This is a genomic window from Shewanella algicola (assembly GCF_014648035.1).
Taxonomy (GTDB): Bacteria; Pseudomonadota; Gammaproteobacteria; order Enterobacterales; family Shewanellaceae; genus Shewanella; species Shewanella algicola.
On the sequence record NZ_BMQI01000053.1, the window covers coordinates 1 to 16,804 of the forward strand.

At 43.4% G+C, this 16,804-nt stretch carries 14 protein-coding genes; 4 read left to right on the forward strand and 10 right to left on the reverse strand.

Features of this window, described 5'->3' with window-relative positions; translation table 11 throughout:
• Window positions 1–239 precede the first annotated feature (239 nt).
• The gene (locus IEY42_RS18140) at window positions 240–1,424 is read left to right on the forward strand and encodes a tetratricopeptide repeat protein (protein ID WP_188926709.1); all 1,185 of its coding nucleotides are present in this window, start codon (window positions 240–242) and stop codon (window positions 1,422–1,424) included.
• A gap of 64 nt (window positions 1,425–1,488) precedes the next feature.
• Here IEY42_RS18140 and IEY42_RS18145 read toward each other — a convergent pair whose 3' ends face one another.
• The 8 genes from IEY42_RS18145 to IEY42_RS18180 all read right to left on the reverse strand — a co-directional run bounded on the left by IEY42_RS18145 (window position 1,489) and on the right by IEY42_RS18180 (window position 13,053).
• Window positions 1,489–2,748: a dicarboxylate/amino acid:cation symporter gene (locus tag IEY42_RS18145; protein ID WP_188926710.1), complete on the reverse strand. Its 1,260-nt coding sequence runs from the start codon at window positions 2,746–2,748 to the stop codon at window positions 1,489–1,491.
• A gap of 286 nt (window positions 2,749–3,034) precedes the next feature.
• Window positions 3,035–3,991: a DUF7281 domain-containing protein gene (locus tag IEY42_RS18150; RefSeq protein ID WP_188926711.1), complete on the reverse strand. Its 957-nt coding sequence runs from the start codon at window positions 3,989–3,991 to the stop codon at window positions 3,035–3,037.
• Window positions 3,979–5,199: a phosphoenolpyruvate carboxylase gene (locus tag IEY42_RS18155; protein WP_188926712.1), complete on the reverse strand. Its 1,221-nt coding sequence runs from the start codon at window positions 5,197–5,199 to the stop codon at window positions 3,979–3,981. The genes IEY42_RS18150 and IEY42_RS18155 overlap by 13 nt, the downstream gene beginning before the upstream one ends.
• Window positions 5,196–5,849, reverse strand: coding sequence for a condensin complex protein MksE (locus IEY42_RS18160; RefSeq protein WP_160054951.1), 654 nt, complete (start codon window positions 5,847–5,849; stop codon window positions 5,196–5,198). Before IEY42_RS18160 ends, IEY42_RS18155 begins: the two co-directional genes overlap by 4 nt.
• Window positions 5,849–9,532, reverse strand: coding sequence for an ATP-binding protein (locus IEY42_RS18165; RefSeq protein WP_188926713.1), 3,684 nt, complete (start codon window positions 9,530–9,532; stop codon window positions 5,849–5,851). Before IEY42_RS18165 ends, IEY42_RS18160 begins: the two co-directional genes overlap by 1 nt.
• Window positions 9,533–9,852: 320 nt before the next feature.
• The gene (gene ahpF, locus IEY42_RS18170) at window positions 9,853–11,418 is read right to left on the reverse strand and encodes an alkyl hydroperoxide reductase subunit F (protein WP_188926714.1); all 1,566 of its coding nucleotides are present in this window, start codon (window positions 11,416–11,418) and stop codon (window positions 9,853–9,855) included.
• 110 nt (window positions 11,419–11,528) lie between these two features.
• Window positions 11,529–12,098, reverse strand: a complete 570-nt coding sequence (gene ahpC, locus IEY42_RS18175; protein WP_188918820.1) for an alkyl hydroperoxide reductase subunit C — start codon at window positions 12,096–12,098, stop codon at window positions 11,529–11,531.
• Between the two features lie 211 nt (window positions 12,099–12,309).
• On the reverse strand, window positions 12,310–13,053 hold the full coding sequence (locus IEY42_RS18180; protein ID WP_188926715.1) for a spermidine synthase: 744 nt from the start codon (window positions 13,051–13,053) through the stop codon (window positions 12,310–12,312).
• A 130-nt stretch (window positions 13,054–13,183) separates the two neighbouring features.
• Between IEY42_RS18180 and IEY42_RS18185 the strand changes: the two genes are divergently transcribed.
• On the forward strand, window positions 13,184–13,738 hold the full coding sequence (locus IEY42_RS18185; RefSeq protein ID WP_188926716.1) for a mechanosensitive ion channel domain-containing protein: 555 nt from the start codon (window positions 13,184–13,186) through the stop codon (window positions 13,736–13,738).
• A gap of 52 nt (window positions 13,739–13,790) precedes the next feature.
• Here IEY42_RS18185 and IEY42_RS18190 read toward each other — a convergent pair whose 3' ends face one another.
• Together IEY42_RS18190 and IEY42_RS18195 are read right to left on the reverse strand one after the other, a co-directional pair.
• Window positions 13,791–14,528 (reverse strand): dienelactone hydrolase family protein, encoded by a 738-nt coding sequence (locus tag IEY42_RS18190; protein WP_188926717.1) that lies wholly within the window; start codon window positions 14,526–14,528, stop codon window positions 13,791–13,793.
• 73 nt (window positions 14,529–14,601) lie between these two features.
• Entirely contained in the window at window positions 14,602–15,591 is a 990-nt protein-coding gene (locus IEY42_RS18195; RefSeq protein WP_188926718.1) for a 2-hydroxyacid dehydrogenase, read from the reverse strand.
• Between the two features lie 455 nt (window positions 15,592–16,046).
• Between IEY42_RS18195 and IEY42_RS18200 the strand changes: the two genes are divergently transcribed.
• The gene (locus IEY42_RS18200) at window positions 16,047–16,466 is read left to right on the forward strand and encodes a hypothetical protein (protein WP_188926719.1); all 420 of its coding nucleotides are present in this window, start codon (window positions 16,047–16,049) and stop codon (window positions 16,464–16,466) included.
• Between the two features lie 15 nt (window positions 16,467–16,481).
• Window positions 16,482–16,772 carry a hypothetical protein gene (locus IEY42_RS18205; RefSeq protein WP_188926720.1) on the forward strand — a complete coding sequence of 97 codons (291 nt, stop codon included), beginning with the start codon at window positions 16,482–16,484 and terminating at the stop codon, window positions 16,770–16,772.
• The last annotated feature ends 32 nt before the right edge of the window (window positions 16,773–16,804 follow it).

A 16,804-nucleotide genomic window follows, 5' to 3' on the forward strand; every position in this document is an offset into this window, starting at 1 on the left:
TTATCTGTACTTCTATTAGATCAAAGCCCTAGACGAATGTCTAGGGCTTTGTCAGCAGTCTGAAACCGCCAAAAGGCGGTTTTTTATTTTTACGCTGTATTTAAATAGAGTATTCGACACGCCCTTCAACACAAAACCTCTTAAGCCATAGCGACACAAAAGATAAAAACAGGTTTTCTTTACAATAACTTAATTAACCACTAAGTTAATTCATTCGATATTGATAAAGGACTATCGCAATGCCACAGGCACCGACCTCACATACATATAAATACCTTACAGGCGTAGTTATTTTGCTGCTGATTGGTATTGGTGCGTATGCTTACTTGTCCAATATAAAACCCAAACCTCTGGCATCTGGCGCGGTATTGGTTCTTCCGGTCAAGATTGTCACTCCAAAATCAACAACTGATGTCGATACTCAATGGAATGCCTATGCCGCGATGGATGTGCTTATTCAGCAGCTAACTCTCGGCGTGAGCTACCCTTTATTGCAAACTGAGGATGTCATTAATATTACTTCGCGGCTCGCTCAAACCGATAACCTTACTCCTAACATTAACAAAATCATGGCGATATCAGGTGCGGTATTAGTCATAGAATCCAGTGTGAGTTTTATCAACAACCAGTATCAACTCAGTTATACGTTACACAGCCAAAGTCAAAGTGACACATCAAGTGTTAACGCAGCCAATATCAATCAAGTATTGTCATCAACTGCGGCAGCAATCAGCCAAACATTTAATCCTAAACATAATAAGCCAGTAACTGATTATCAATCTCGCTTACATTCTTCACCGTTAGTTCAAGCAATAACACTCAGCCAACAAGGCGATTTACTGGGTGCTGAACAGCACTTATTAACCGTTATTGGTCACTCGCCAACCAACCTACTTGCCAGTCGTCTGTTAGGTAATATTCAATTACAACAACGGCAATTTGAACGCCTTAGCCTTACATTGACGAATGCTATTGATGAAGCACTACGTCAAAATGATCAACGTGAACTGGCTCGCCTAAGAATATTATTAGCTCAAAGCTATATCGAAACCGACAACATTGAACAAGCTTTAGGTGTACTCAATATTGCAAAAGGCAATGCAGCCAAAGTGAAAGATTGGCTAACATTAGGCTATGCTTCTCAACTTTCTGGAGTGATAAATCAACGTATTGGACGTAATAACGATGCTAGAGATCAGTTCAAAAAAGCCATTGAATATCATCAAATGATGGGGTATCCCATTGGTCAAAATCAGGCGTTAAATGATTTGGCTGAACTTGAGGTCGTCGAATTTAACTACCCGCAGGCCTACCGATTAATTAATCGATCATATGAATTAGTCGCACATCGTGGCCTAGATGATTTGGAAAATACCACATTCAAAATTATGTCTAATATCGAAAACAAAATGCAGCACAGATAATGCTTCTAATCGTCATAACAAAAACGACCTGCAATGCAGGTCGTTTAAGTGTCACTCACTAAACTTATTCTTTCGCTGCCACTAAGCTGTCTTGATTCACTTGATGCTTTTTCTCTGTCTGGTCAACAATAGTCAGTACCGCAGTGTCACCCACTACGTTACAAGATGTCAGAATCATATCAATAATCCGGTCAAGCGCTGCCACAATCACAAACGCTTCTACCGGTAAGCCCAGTTGATAAATCAATACTCCAATCATTACCATGCCACCGCCAGGTACGCCACCCGCGCCAACTGAAAGCAAAAATACGCTGAATAATAGCGACGGGATTTGGTCGTTGCTAATTGGCATACCAAACGCGTTGGCGACAAAGAAAATGGCGATGGTGATATAAATCGACACCCCGCCCATGTTCATGGTTGCCCCTAACGGTACACCAAAACCGGCGACGGCTTTGCTTACTCCGAGTTTATCGGTCAAGGTACGCATGGTGACCGGAATAGTGGCATTAGAGCTTGCCGTTGAAAGTGAAAACAGGATTTGCTCTTGGGTTTTATCGCGGAAGGTTTTGGCCGACACAGGGGTAAACACACCCACAGCAATAGGGTAAACAATAAAAATCCACATCAGTAATAGCGCTAAGATCAACACTAGGTATTCAACCACACTGACAAAAATTTCAGGTTCTAATGTCGCCCCTAGTTTAAACATCAAGGCGAATACACCGTATGGCGCAAGGCTCATTACCAATGAGATTAAACGCATCATGATTTTATTGGCGGTTTGAAAGCCTTTTACTGCGCCTTCTACCGAGGTGCCCATCGATTTAATCACACCGCCCATCAGTAGCGCCATAAAAATCACTTGCAACATGTTGCCAGAGGTAAACGCTGAAAACGGATTGTTCGGCACAATGCTCACAATGAGTGACATTAAATCAGGCAGCTCTGTTGCCGTAATATCGACCGAGCCGCTGCTTGACATATCAACGCCTTTGCCAGGCTCAAATACCATTGCCACCGTAAATGCCGCAAGAATGGCAACTAAAGTGTTAATAATGTAAAAACCAAAGGTTTTGCCACCTAAGCGACCAAAGCTTTTTAAATCTTGTAACTCACACACGCCACAAACAATACTGACAAACACTAAAGGTACAACTAACATCATGATCATATTAACGAACATGGTACCGATACCACTTGCTAAGGTGACGAGAGTGCCACCAAAAAAGGCGTTATCGGCCAGCGAGAATTGCACAATACTGCCGAGTAGCACACCTAAAAAAAGACCGATAAAGATCCGTGCTGAAAGTGATTTTGTCATCTGTTATTTCCCATTCGAAATGGCAACTTCTGTTGCTGATTATTGTTATACCAATCCTGGTGTTTATTATTTTCGAGCGCTGAAATACTGAGACATCGCGCACAATATTTCAATCACCTTGATGAACAAAAGCGCACACAAAAACACCACACATAATAATTGACACAAAAAAGCAATAAATAACAATGCATTATGAAATTTAAAAATATTATTATGATGGTATAACCAGTCAGAAAAACGGCTTTGGGAAGGTTGTATCAGCGAGAACTACAGCAACATTTCGCTATTAATAGTCAATATTAATGCGATCGAGTCGCAATGCATTCGCTAACATATGTTGTTGCTTAATACTGACATGATTACGTCCAACCCACTGAGTTAATGTGAGCCATTGGGAAGTATGGGCCACTGTGTTGTGAGTTGATTGCGACATAATATTGTCAAGATAAGTTAATTGCTTATGTTGTTTATTAAAGTCGCTAACCGAATTAACTTGTTTGAGGGCCAGTAACTCATTTGGCGCATCGAGCACCAATTTCGGCACTATCATGCTGTGACAATTTTCAAGCGTATTGGCAATCATCAACCCTGCGGGATCAAGGTCGGTAAAGGCGATCACATCCAACTTAAGTGCGGCGATTAAATGTAAAAAACGTTTGCGCCCTGCCGGTGAATAATCGTGACTGCCACGATACAACACCATGCAATTGTCGATGATTGGCTGTAGCTCGGGCGTGAATGAATAAGCAAATAGATTGTCAAAACTGTCGAGGTTTTCGACTACGATGAGCTGGCTAATCTTGAGTTGCTGACACAGTGTGACGGCAGTGTCGACCTTTAATCGCAAAGCATTATCCAATGCGGTCAGCACATCGAGCACATTATCTGCCACAGATTTAGACACGAGAGATTGAGTGATATTAGGCGCCAGCTTAATTAACACATAGTCGGCATCAGGGCTGATGTTGGCGTACTTTTCATTGGCACTATGCTGCGCCATTTGTTGGCGAGGTACATCAAAATCGAGCGCGAGAATATCTAAGCCCGAATCAACCTGCGCCATTTTGCGCAGTAAAGCATAATCTTTATGGGTTAAATACAGGTATTTTTCGGCACCATCAGGTTCGCCTATTTGCCATAACTGATAGAGTTTTTTCCAGCTTGCATTTAAAGGTACGCGCGGCAAAAGTTGTTTTGCCGCGCGAGCTATTAACTGTAATTGACTCTGGCTTAGGCTAGCCATAACTCAACATCATGAATGATAAAATTACCGTTATACACAGGATCGGGTTTGCCAATCGGTTCTAATTCAAAGTAACTTTTATGCTCATCGGCCAAGCCTTCATACCCCCCAATCACCTGGTAAAGCCAACTTTCTGCATCCCACTGTAATTGCTTGTCGGTTAAATAACTCAATGCAGATTGGCGTAACCCCGAATCGATCACCTCACAGAAATATTCATCCACGGCAATTTTGAGTGGATTTTCTGGAATATCAAAGTCTTCACTGTCGCCCATTTCAAAGGTGACATTATGTTCACGAGCCACATGCGGTAAGGCATCACGGCTAATGGCTTTTACCTGGGCGACAACGTTCATTAACTCCAGCTCATGATGCGGGTTGCTCACATCAACACTGGCAGGAGCGAGTAACGCTTCAGCGCAATTAAATAAGTTCGGAACATTTTTATGACCCACATGGTTATCAACTTGATAATCTGGGTGCATGTCGGTGTGCAGTAACCAGCCTTTGAGTAACCGAGTACGCCCTTGAATTTGCCTAAAACGACCGAGTAATTCATATAATCGGCCTTGAACAATACTTAACTCTTGGGTGCACTGGCTTAAGGTTTCTTGCAAGCTGGTCATTAATAAACGGCGCAACTCACGAATGTCGCCGGCAATTTCACCGAGCTCACTAAACTGGAACATTTCGAGGCCATTGAGCAAGTCTGACACCTGGCTTTGCGCCAGTTCGTTTTCACGAATTTTGGCATTAATCGTCCCGACATAACCAAACTCGTTATTAATCCGCCCCCATAACACCCGAATCGAATAGCGTAAGCTGTCAGTAAAGCTGTAAACGTGTTCGTTTAAGTCGGCTAAATAAGCTTCTGCAGCGCTGTAATCAACATTATGACGCGCTTCTTTATAATGATCAGCCAGGGTTTTAATGGTGGCTAAAGACGAGCCAACATTTGAGTCAATTTGACGGTTACGCTCATCGCTTAAGGCTTCTTCAAGCAATGCCCGCACAGAGCGCTTTAAACGCAGTTCTTGATCAGGTTCTGGGCGCCACAAAATGCCGCTTTTTTTGAGTTTTTCAATCACGCCTGCATCATGGGCAGTGTCGTTAACCGACCCCGCTAAATATGCATCCATGATCACATCGGCATGCCGCCCGAGTTGTTTGAGCAGCTTTACCCCGGCCTGGTGTAAGTTGCTGCTCATATTAACTCCCTTTGGGTCGCGGTTTCGGCTTGTGCCTCAAGGCTTAGGCCTTCGGTTTCGTCAATAAAGCGGATCACTTCGTACAAGTAATCAAGCTTGCCGGTGGCGATGTAAATTTGTTTCTCGCTGTTAGGTTTAGTCAAATAACCCAGCTCAACTAAACGCTTAAACACCAACTTAATTTGGCCGTCGACATTGCTGCTGCTTGATCCAAATAAGCGATACTGGCTAAGTTTAGTTAGCTGCTCTCTAAAGGCAGGCGTGTCTTCTATACGTGCTTGTAAGTCAGTTAAGCGTATCGGTGCCCCTTCGCTTAATGGCGCATCCTGGCCGCTGGCCTCTTGCACTAACACCAACCATTCCACCAGCGGGATCAACGCTGAACAAATGTCTTTAAACTGCGATGAAATCACTTTGCGCTCAGCATCGCCGAGTTGTAAATAACCACAAAAGAACACTTCACCTTCGCCTGCGCTGGCCAGTGTGCGGTTAATTTGATTTAAGTACGTTTCTATCCGCTCGCGGGTGCTGTTGTTTTTTAGCGCACGCCAGCCATCTTCGTTAGTCACTCGGCAAATAAACTCGCCACGCAGTAACTGTTCGATTAACGCACTGGTTCCCACTAAGGTTGTTTCATTTGAGTCAGACATTAACTGTGCTCCTTAGCAGTTTCAGTATTTCGTTGTGATAATCGCTCCGCTAGCGGGTTAGTTTTAGGTTTAACCACCTGCAGTTTTTTGGTTTGTTTATTAATAATGTAGCGGTTAGCAAATAAGTTAAGCACTTCAGATTCTGGATTTGGGAACGCCCCTAACACGCTAATGTTATTGTTTTCACAGGCGTCAAATATCTTCTTCACGTTGGTGTGATGTAAGGTGCCAAGCTCATCAATAGGCCAATGAATGGTCACATGGGCTTTACCGCGCAATAAACGGGTAAATGCCAACAAGAATTTACATAAAATCAGATATGCCATACCGTGGCTAGACGATTCATTTAACTGGCGGTCGGTGCGGATAATCAAATCACTATTGCCCTCTTTTAAGCGCAATTCAATTTCCAATAATTTGGCAATGCCACCAGTTAATGCGGCGCGGCCAATAATGTCTAACGCGCGGCGCATTGAGTTAGTGTAGTGCTCGTCTGGGAGCTGACTAAAGCCGTCAGCTTTCCAGGCTTTAAAGGCTTTTACAAACACTTCAAGCTCAGGCCAAAACTCGAGCTCACTGATGCGTGAGCGAATGCGTACAGCAGATTCAGAAACGCCATCGAGGAACAACTCTTCACCGACTTCACGAGTAATACGTGCACTTTGGCTGGCAATGCGGCGGTCAATATCAGTTAATACGTCGTAAAATGCGGTTAAGTCGATACCAAAAATACGCCCTTGCTCACGAATCGCCATTAACGATTGCGGCACCATTACATTAAGTAACTGCTCAAGCTGTGGCACTAATTTACGGTAGTCGAGTAGGCGAATGCCTTTGTCATTAACAAAGCTAGACTCGTCACGCGCGCGCTCCCAGAACTCGGCCAAACTTGAGCCCGATTTGCTGGCAATAACAGAGTCGAAGTGTTCAACATATTGCTTCACCGAGCCCATCAAATAGTCACGCTTTAGTAATAAGTCTTCGCCTTGGCGCAGGCGCTCGCCAATACTGCCGATGGCTTCATCGTTATTGGGCGGTAATTTAAGCTCGACCAACTTACGCATCACCGCACGCAGTTTAGTCAGGTTTTCAGACGCTTCAACTTGAGCAGCATCGCAGACTTTACGCTCAGTTTCTAAGCTGGTGCGTCGTTGTTTAATTTCAGCGGTCTTGGCTTTTAATTGCTGCTCAAACTCAAGTGCGGCCCGTTTAACGTCTGCCAGCTGTGCTTGCAATTTAGGTTTACGTGCTAACCAGGTATGCTGATACCAATCGTCATAACGTAACACGTCGCTACGGCGTTGTTCTGCCTGGCTGATTTGCGCTTCAAGTTCACGAATTTGCTTTTTAAGCGCTAAGATTGTGCCTTCATCGACACCGCGAGATTTCAGCTCATTTTTGTACCAGGTTTCACAGGCTTTTTGCTCTGCTTTAGCATTAGTGCGGCGCTGTTCAATATTGGCTTTAATTTGCCCTAACTGATTGTCGATAGCACCCACGACTTCTTGCCAGTAAGCATTTTTGTCCATGCGTGCTTCAAGCGCCTGATCTTTTTGTTCGGCTAGCCATTCAAGATGCTGGTTATGTAGCTGCTTTAATTCATTATCAAGTTGTACCAAACGCTTGCCCGATTCGGTTTTGCGATCGGCGACGGCTTGATTAATCTTTTGTTGCTCACTGCGCTTTTCATCAAACAAGCGGCGTAAATCTTCACGACTATTTTTATAGGCAGTGCGGGCGAAGGTTAACTCACGGGTAATGGCATCCAGTGCGCTGTTCATTACCACCAGCTGATCTTCTGCTTCTGCATGCATTTCTTGCGCACTTTGCAGTGCTTCTTCAGCTTTAGCAAAACGGATACGCAAATCTTGCTCTGTTGCGGCGTATTCAGGCACATCAATGGCATTAAGCTCTAGGTGGACGCCAAACAAACTATCGCTATTGTCTTTGGTTAAACTTGGGTGTAAATCACTGCGATGCAATAATTCTGGGGCTATCACTTTACCAAATGATTGCTCCCAACCTTGGGCTTCTTTGCGTAAAAATTCCAATAGCGTATGCGACTGTGGGAACAGCATGTGATGCAATTCTTCTTTGGCATTTTCGCGTTCGCTCACACGAATACTGGCAATGCGCAGCGCTTCGTTGGCCTGATCTCGTTTGGCTCGCTGCTTACGCTCCTCGGTGCTTAAGCGCTCAACCTTGGCATTACAGGTTTCTTGTTCTTCGTCGGCGAGGCTGATGCGCTCATCAAAAATCGCCAAACGCATTTTTTCATCTTCGGTGTATGTTACGCCATCAACTTGATGCTTAAGCTCTGCGGCCTGCAATTTAAGTTGGTATTCTTGTTCAGTAAATTTGGCTTTACCCGCGTCAGTTTGCTCGCGCCATTGTTGTTCAAGTTTGGCTAAATCGTCATTGGCTAGCTCACGCTGTTTATCACGCGCTTCACGTTGAGTGTCTTGTTCGGTGTGTAACGACTCAAGCTCAAGGTGAAGCTGCTCGGCAATTTTACTGCGGCGCGCATTAAAAGCCGCTTCAATGTCTTGGTGCTTTTCAGTCTGCAGTTTGTGGCGTTGTTGCAGGTTCTCTAAATCGCTGCGCCAATTAGACAGGTTATCTAGATCGGCTTTGGCCTGCTCAATATCGGCATCTAAAAAGGCGGCATGCTGATCTTCAATGGCATCTAGCTCATCTTCAAATTTGCCGACATCGCCTTTTGCAGCCGACAACTCCTGGTTGAGCTCATCGCGGACATCTTTCCACTCATCGTCGAGCAAACGCAGTTTAAGATTAAGTTCTTTGCCTAAGGTTTGACTGCGGTCTTGACGCTCGGCCTCAAGCGTTTCATCGTCACGGTAGCCACGCGATAAACTAGCTAAACGTAATTCGGCACTTAATAGTTGATTAAACTCTTGCTCAAGCTTGTCGTATTCTGGGCGAATTTGCTCAAAACCTTGTACGAGCTGGCTTTCACGGATCCAGGTTTCAACTCGCTGTGGATTAAGACGAGAAGTGGGCGGGTTTACCCCATCTTCTTCTAATATGGCGGCGATCATTGATTTGACCGTTTCCATTTTGCCTTCTTTTGAATGCACGGCTTTGGCGAGCTTTTCAATATGACGTAGGCTGTGTTCGCCATCGCACAGCGAGAATTGACGCGCATAAGTGCGTAACTCGTTTCGGTTACTGCCCGTATTAAGTAAACTGCGATCGTTTTGAATAATGGCGCGAAACTCACGAGTATTGAGTAAGTTAGTGTGCGCGATGCCTTCGCGTTTAACTTCACGGCCAAGCTCGGCCATAGAATGGCAAATGATGGTATCGCCATTGCGAGATTTTATATAATCCTCAAGCTCAAAACCGCGGGCAATAAAGCGGTAATTCACCCCTTTACCGTCGCCAGCTGACGCTAATATTGCTTGATATTGTAAACCGTCATCTTTTTGGTATTCATAAATAATATAGCTAGAATCGTGCGGTAAGTACCAACGCTCAAAACTGTCACGAGTTGATGGCACCACACGGCTAGGGTATTCACCATAAAACACTGGCACAAGGCGCTGTAAGGTGGTTTTACCTGAGGCATTGGTACCACAAATGTTGGTATGGCCATTTAATTTTAATTCGACCACACCGGGAAGGTGAGTATTAATTAATACGATTCTAATCAAGCTTGGCATGATAATCCTTTTCCAAACAACTCACATTACAGTGAAAATAAGCAAAATAGCGCTGAATAGCTAACATCAAATTTTTGAATCTGATTAAAGTAAATCAAACATCGTCTTGAGGCAATTTTCAGCAAAAAAATTGTCTTGATAATACGCTATTTCATTAAAAAGTGGCGCTTAACATGACAACAATTAAGTGCAATTGCTGTGATAGTGCTCAATTAGCGCGAGAGAAAACAAAGATTAGCTAGAGAGGATGGTATAAATATACAAAAATGCCGCTCATTAATATGAGTGGCATTGATAATAACAGCAGTTATATTAGATGATTAAGCGGCTTTTACATCGGTTTCTTCTGAGTGTCTGATTAAATAATCAAATGCCCCCAGTGATGCGGTTGCGCCGCTGCCCATGGCAATAATAATTTGCTTGTATGGTGTGTGGGTCACATCACCTGCAGCAAACACGCCAGGAATAGATGTTTGACCGCGCTCATCAACGATAATCTCGCCACGAGGTGTCATATCTACCACACCTTTTAACCATTCAGTGTTTGGCACTAAACCAATTTGCACAAAGATACCGGCTAAGATGACTTCTTTACTTTCGCCGCTAGCACGGTCGGTATAAATCAAGCTACTAACGCGAGTACCGTCGCCTTTTACTTCGGTAGTTTGCGCTTGAGTAATAATCGTAATATTACCCATTGATTTCGCTTTACGCTGCAGCACTTCATCTGCACGTAACTTACTGTCAAACTCAAGCACGGTAACATGTTCTACAATATTAGCTAGGTCAATTGCGGCTTCAATACCTGAGTTACCACCACCAATAACGGCAACACGTTTACCTTTAAATAACGGGCCGTCACAGTGTGGACAATATGCCACGCCTTTACCGCGATATTCTTGTTCGCCAGGCACGTTCATTTCTCTCCAACGTGCGCCAGTGGCCAATAATACGGTTTTACTGCTTAAGGTTGCGCCGCTTTCTAGCGTCACATCAAATAGGCCGTTTTTAGCGAGGCTTAATGCGCGTTGGTTCGCCATGATATCGACGTCATAGTCTTTAACGTGGGCCTCTAAATTGGCAACCAGTTTTGGGCCTTCTGTTTTAGACACAGAGATAAAGTTTTCAATCCCGACAGTTTCAGCGACTTGGCCACCAAACTTATCGGCCACAATACCTGTGTTTAAGCCTTTACGAGCAGAATAAATCGCGGCAGCTGCACCTGCTGGGCCACCGCCAACAACCAACATATCAAATGCTGATTTTTGGTTTAATTGCTCGGCTTGTCTGCCGGCTGCATTTTTATCTAATTTATTCAGTACTTCAACAACGCTAATGGCACCGACAGAGAAGGCTTCACCGTTTAAAAATACTGATGGTACTGACATGATATTGCGATCGGTCACTTCTTCTTGGAAAAGTGCACCGTCGATCATCACATTAGTAATATTTGGGTTAATTGCTGCCATCATGTTCAGTGCTTGAATCACTTCTGGACAAGTTTGGCAACTTAATGACACATATGTTTCAAAATGAAATTCACCAGGTAACTGACGAATTTGCTCTATGACTTGCTCATCCAATTTAATTGGGTGGCCGCCACTGTGTAATAACGCTAATACCAGTGAGGTAAATTCGTGACCCATTGGCAAACCGGCAAACGTAATGTTTGTGCCATTTTGTGGGTTAATGACACTCATACTGGGTGTACGTTTACCTTGTTGATATGTCACCGACACCAAGTCAGATGAATCAACAATATCTTGCGCTAAACTGGTTAATTCTATGGCTTTGCTTGAGTCATCCGCAGACACGACAAGTTCAACTGGGTGCTTGAGGTTTTGCAGATAGGTTTTCAGTTGATTTTTAACATTCGCGTCTAACATAACAACTCCTAAAAAAGGGAAATAATGAAAAAGTGGAGAGTGTTAGTCGGCACCGGGGGCGCGCCGACTAACTGGAGATGATATTACTAACCTAAGGGTGAACTTAGCGGTTAGATTTTACCTACTAGGTCAATTGAAGGTGCTAATGTTTCTTCACCTGGCTGCCATTTAGCTGGACATACTTCGCCATCGTGAGTTGCAACATATTGTGCAGCTTGAATTTTACGAACTAATTCTGAAGCACTACGACCAATACCTAGGTCGTGAATTTCAGCAACTTTAACTTCGCCTTCTGGGTTCATCACGAAAGTACCACGTAGTGCTAAACCGTCTTCTTCAATCATCACACCGAAGTTACGAGTGATTGCGCCAGTTGGGTCACCGATCATTGGGTAAGTGATTTTACCGATAGTGTCTGAACTTGCATGCCAAGCTTTGTGAGTGAAGTGAGTGTCAGTTGATACTGAGTAAACTTCTACGCCCATCGCTTGTAGCTTTTCGTAATGGTCAGCCATGTCGCCTAATTCTGTAGGACATACGAAAGTGAAGTCAGCTGGGTAGAAAAAGACAACAGACCATTTGCCTAATAAGTCTTGCTCGGTCACGTCAACGAATGCGCCGTTGTGAAATGCAGTTGCTTTGAATGGCTTGATAGTGCTGTTGATGATAGATTGTGTCATGTCATGCTCCATTAGATTAAGATTCATATAAACCCGACAACCTTGTGGTGCCGGAGATGATGAACAAGCTGCTCGTCATCTGATGTGAATCATAATAGCGATGGAGACCGATTAAGTATAACGGATAAAAACTATCACCTTAATCGGTTTTTTATATTGAACTTATTATTAATCGATATAACCGCATAACACTCTTATTTGTAAACCCACTCTATTGCCATGGACCAAAGCGGGTTAATACTCGGCTAATATTAGTATCAAGCTTTTGCGATAAGTTTTGTAATGCTTGTTTATTGTTAGCCCCTGCAAAGTTACCACTGCCATTAGTGGCATAGACCACCCAGTTGCCGCCACCGGTTAAACAAGCATATACATGAGTAAAGTGGCTATAAAGCGTGTCGCGTAAGTGGGTATCACGGCTATGCTCTTTCCAGCAATTCAGCACTAAAAAACCATCGGCTTTTAATAACTGTTTACTTTGCTTAATAAATAAGTCGGTTAACTGCTGCTTATCAACACCTTTGTTACTGTAAATATCAGCAAAAATCACATCGACTTTTTTATGTTCACCATCAGCCAAAAACACATTGGCGTCTTGATTGAGCAACGTAAGCTTTTTACTCAAAGGTAACTGAAAAAAGCGTTTAGCCACTTCAATGACTCTTTCGCGTAATTCTACTGCGGTTATTTTAATCGCGGCATCAACATGACGCAGCGAGTGAACTAAGGCGCCGCCCCCTAACCCTAAAATAATCACACTTTTAGGCTGAGTGAATAACAAAACAGACAACATTGCTTGCACATATGTGTGCTGCGGTATGTAAGGCTGCGCTTTGTCCAGTTTACTTTGCTCGTCATTGTCGCCAAAAGATAACACGCGATAATCGCCATCATCGAGCACACAAAAATCACCAAAACTATCACTGTCGACATGCAATACTTTATAATCGGACATACTTTACTCTATGGCAGGTTTGGCTAATGGGTTTCGCCAGCAACAAAGCCATATTGTACCCTAGGTTAATGCCACAAGTCCGTGGCTTATGGCCATTTATAAGCGTGAACTTTTCTAGCAGGAAACCGAGATGTTTAATCAGTTGTTGATGTGTATTGCATATTTGGCTGTATTTACCTTTGCTCAGCGTCAGGTGAGCCATTGGATCCGCCAGCAAGCTAAGAAAAAACAAGTTAATGAAGTGCGCAGCAGGATGGTAACCAGGCTAATATCGTACTTTATGTTTTTTGTTACCTTGTCGGTTATGGCGATATCGCTAGGATTGGGCTACCAAGAAGTGTCTCTTTTTGTGTCGTCAGCGTTTGCAGTACTAGGTGTGGCTTTATTTGCGCAGTGGTCAATTTTGAGCAACATTACCGCTGGCGTGCTGATATTTTTTGTTTTCCCTTATCGTATTGGCGATCGCATTCGTATTGTTGAAAAAGATGAAGACATGTCAGGGATGATTGTCGAAATATCACTGTTTCATATTTTACTTAAACGCGAGTCCGGTGATGTGATGACTTACCCGAACAGTTTGTTATTGCAAAAAGGAGTGGTTAAGCTCCCTAATAATCAAGTGGCAACCCAAAAAAAACCACTCGTAGAGCGATCCCAAAGCGTAAATAACGCTTTACCGACATAAATGAAAAAAGGCGCTAATGCGCCTTTTTTCATGCCTACCCCAGCCATTGATGCTAGTTTAGCACGCGCTGAAAAAACGCCACCGACTGTAAATACATTTGTAAGGCTATTGCGGCATCATAGCGCTCGCCTTCATCACGCATAAAGGCGTGCTGGGCATTCACTTCGAGCCAGGTAAAATTAGCATTAACTTGCTCAAGCTGCTGGTAAATAAGCTTACGGCCTTCTTTACTCACGTGCGGGTCTTGTTTACCAAACACCATCACTAACTCACCTTTAATATCGCCTGAACGAGTCAGTGAGTCATTCCCGGCTTGGCAAGGTAAAGTATTAGAATGAATGTCTGTCGGGTATAAACAAAAAGCGCCGCTGATGTCTGGGTTTAATGCTGCGCGGTAAGCTAAATGACCGCCAATACACACGCCCATTGCACCCACTTTGTCTGAGCAAAATGACTGTGAGCGGGCAAAATCAACTAAAGCACAGGTGTCACTGTCATGATGCTCTAATGGTTTGGCCCATTTGTCGGCATTGCCTTTGTCTTTACCTGCTTCATCATAGGCAAGTACGGTACCGATAGGGTTTAATTCATGAAACACTTCAGGCACTAAAACAACAAAGCCATGACCGGCAAGAATCGCTGCTGAACGTGCAATAGGCGCCGTTTGTTGGAATATTTCTGAGTAAAAAATTATCGTCGCGAATTGGCCTTTGATATCTGGGCGATACAAGGTTGTACGCATTACGCCTGTGGGCGTTGTAATGTCGTGCACTTCAGTTTTAGTAATCATATGATACCCATTCCCTTGTGATTCTAGTGATGAGTGTTAGCCGTTAGCCGTTAGCCGTTAGCCGTTAGCAATACTAAAACAACTCATTGTCACACACTTCACCAGACATTAATTGAGTGACGTTCATTAACGTAGTCGATGCGATAGCATTAAGCGCTTCGTCAGTTAAAAACGCCTGGTGTCCGGTAAAGATTACATTATGACATGCTGATAAACGGCGAAACACATCATCTTGAATAATCTCACTCGATTTATCTTCAAAGAACAGTCCTTTTTCGTTTTCGTAAACATCTAAGCCTAACGAACCAATATGACCATCTTTCAATGCTTCCATCGCATCAAATGCATTTAATAATCCGCCACGGCTGGTATTGATCACCATTACGCCTGGTTTCATTTTATTAAAACTCGTTTGATTAAGTAAATGGTGGTTATCTTGAGTCAATGGGCAATGTAAACTAATGATGTCACATTGAGGGTATAAAACGTCTAGGTCGACGTACTCGACGCCAAGGTCAGTGACAGCTTGGTTTGGATACGGGTCGTAGGCGATCACTTTACAGCCAAAACCCAGTAAAATTTTAATCGTCGCGACACCAATTTTACCCGTGCCTATCACCCCAACGGTTTTGCCAAACATGTTAAAACCCACTAAGCCAGATAAAGCAAAGTTTGCATCACGCGTGCGTTGGTATGCTTTATGAATTTTGCGATTTAAGGTTAGCATAAGTGCGACTGAGTGCTCTGCGACTGACTCAGGAGAGTAAGCCGGTACGTTGACCACTTTCATGCCTAAGCGCTCAGCAGCAATAAGGTCAACATTGTTGAACCCTGCACAGCGCATAGCAATAATTTTAGTGCCACCTTTGGCGAGCTCAACCAACACTTCTTCGCATAATGAATCATTAACGAATGCGCAAACCACTTCATAACCTTCAGCTAGTTTGACGTTTTGCATACACAGGCGGTAATCAAAGTATTCAATATCAACATTAAATTGTTGATTAGTACGATTGAAATGAACAACATCGTAAGGTTTTGCGCTAAAAAATCCGATTCTCATAAGTATCCAAATTAGCCGACGTAGATGGCGAGGATGAGTCTATGCCTCCCCCCAAAAAGATACGTTAATTGTATGTGAATTCTCAGTTGTTGTCGTTAATATCACATAGGATAAACACCAAATTGTGATCCAGTTTGCGTTGCCCTTAAACCAGTCTCTAACCTTGATTTGCGCTAAACAACGTTAAATCACACCATCAAGTAATTAGGTTATCGCAATCTGTATAAAAACCGCATTGCGTTGCGATAATTTAACGCTTTTAGGCAAGACAACATGCCAATACACTTAGCTAATAAACAATGAAATACTGGAGCATGGCGCAATGCGCTGACATTTTTACACTGATGATTAAATGCTGTGGTCTGTGAAACAAACCACAAATTGCCGCGCTAATCACTGTTTATATTAGCATTACTTGTTAGTATTAAAGTGTTGTTAAACTAAGACAGTCACTTATGAAGAATAAAGAGAAAATGCCGGTATCTGAAGGTCGATTTTGGGTAGCGCGGATCAGTAAAACATCACTGAGGGCGATTCATATCATTGGTGTCGTGGGCAGTGGCGGCGGGATCATGTTTGATCTCGATTTATCATTATGGTTTAACTACTGGCTCGCTGCGATTTGCTCAGGGGTGTTACTGATGAGCTGGGAAATCATACGAGACTGGCGTTGGCTTATTCAATTAAAAGGGGTATTAACGTTATTAAAGATTGTACTGCTTGGCTTTTTTATTCAAATAAGTCAGTGTAAATCTGAATTAGTCATCTTTATTATTCTATTATCTGTTATTGTATCTCATGGCCCTGCGGGATTGCGCCATTACTCAATAGTGCATCGCAAGGTGATCCAGAGCCGCAAAGAAATTAAAGGTTAACAAAAAGGACATGGGATGTTCCCTTACCCAGAACAATATCGCATCGCACTCCCTCCTCTCACGACGGGGTTTATGGTTATTTGGGCCATTTTAAGCCATACCATCTTCGCCGATGCGAGCCCGTTTGCTTTATATCCATTATTTTTATTATTTATTGTCGTTATGGGGGCGCATTTGTATCTCATCATCATGTCAAAAGGGATGCAGCGCCTCGATCAATGCTTTTACGCGTTAGTGCATATTCCACTAGCATTTGTGGTGTGGACATTCACCATAATGCACGTAAACGGCCACGCCTTTTCTTAATCATTGTGCAACACTTGCACATCTCGGTGTCC

Bases quoted from the DNA above. Each gene is read 5' to 3' on its own strand.
- IEY42_RS18165 (WP_188926713.1), bottom strand. From the start codon at position 9,532: ATGCCAAGCTTGATTAGAATCGTATTAATTAATACTCACCTTCCCGGT.
- IEY42_RS18140 (WP_188926709.1), top strand. From the start codon at position 240: ATGCCACAGGCACCGACCTCACATACATATAAATACCTTACAGGCGTA.
- IEY42_RS18160 (WP_160054951.1), bottom strand. From the start codon at position 5,849: ATGTCTGACTCAAATGAAACAACCTTAGTGGGAACCAGTGCGTTAATC.
- ahpF (WP_188926714.1), bottom strand. From the start codon at position 11,418: ATGTTAGACGCGAATGTTAAAAATCAACTGAAAACCTATCTGCAAAAC.
- IEY42_RS18195 (WP_188926718.1), bottom strand. From the start codon at position 15,591: ATGAGAATCGGATTTTTTAGCGCAAAACCTTACGATGTTGTTCATTTC.
- IEY42_RS18150 (WP_188926711.1), bottom strand. From the start codon at position 3,991: ATGGCTAGCCTAAGCCAGAGTCAATTACAGTTAATAGCTCGCGCGGCA.
- IEY42_RS18185 (WP_188926716.1), top strand. From the start codon at position 13,184: ATGTTTAATCAGTTGTTGATGTGTATTGCATATTTGGCTGTATTTACC.
- ahpC (WP_188918820.1), bottom strand. From the start codon at position 12,098: ATGACACAATCTATCATCAACAGCACTATCAAGCCATTCAAAGCAACT.
- IEY42_RS18180 (WP_188926715.1), bottom strand. From the start codon at position 13,053: ATGTCCGATTATAAAGTATTGCATGTCGACAGTGATAGTTTTGGTGAT.
- IEY42_RS18190 (WP_188926717.1), bottom strand. From the start codon at position 14,528: ATGATTACTAAAACTGAAGTGCACGACATTACAACGCCCACAGGCGTA.
- IEY42_RS18200 (WP_188926719.1), top strand. From the start codon at position 16,047: ATGAAGAATAAAGAGAAAATGCCGGTATCTGAAGGTCGATTTTGGGTA.
- IEY42_RS18155 (WP_188926712.1), bottom strand. From the start codon at position 5,199: ATGAGCAGCAACTTACACCAGGCCGGGGTAAAGCTGCTCAAACAACTC.
- IEY42_RS18205 (WP_188926720.1), top strand. From the start codon at position 16,482: ATGTTCCCTTACCCAGAACAATATCGCATCGCACTCCCTCCTCTCACG.
- IEY42_RS18145 (WP_188926710.1), bottom strand. From the start codon at position 2,748: ATGACAAAATCACTTTCAGCACGGATCTTTATCGGTCTTTTTTTAGGT.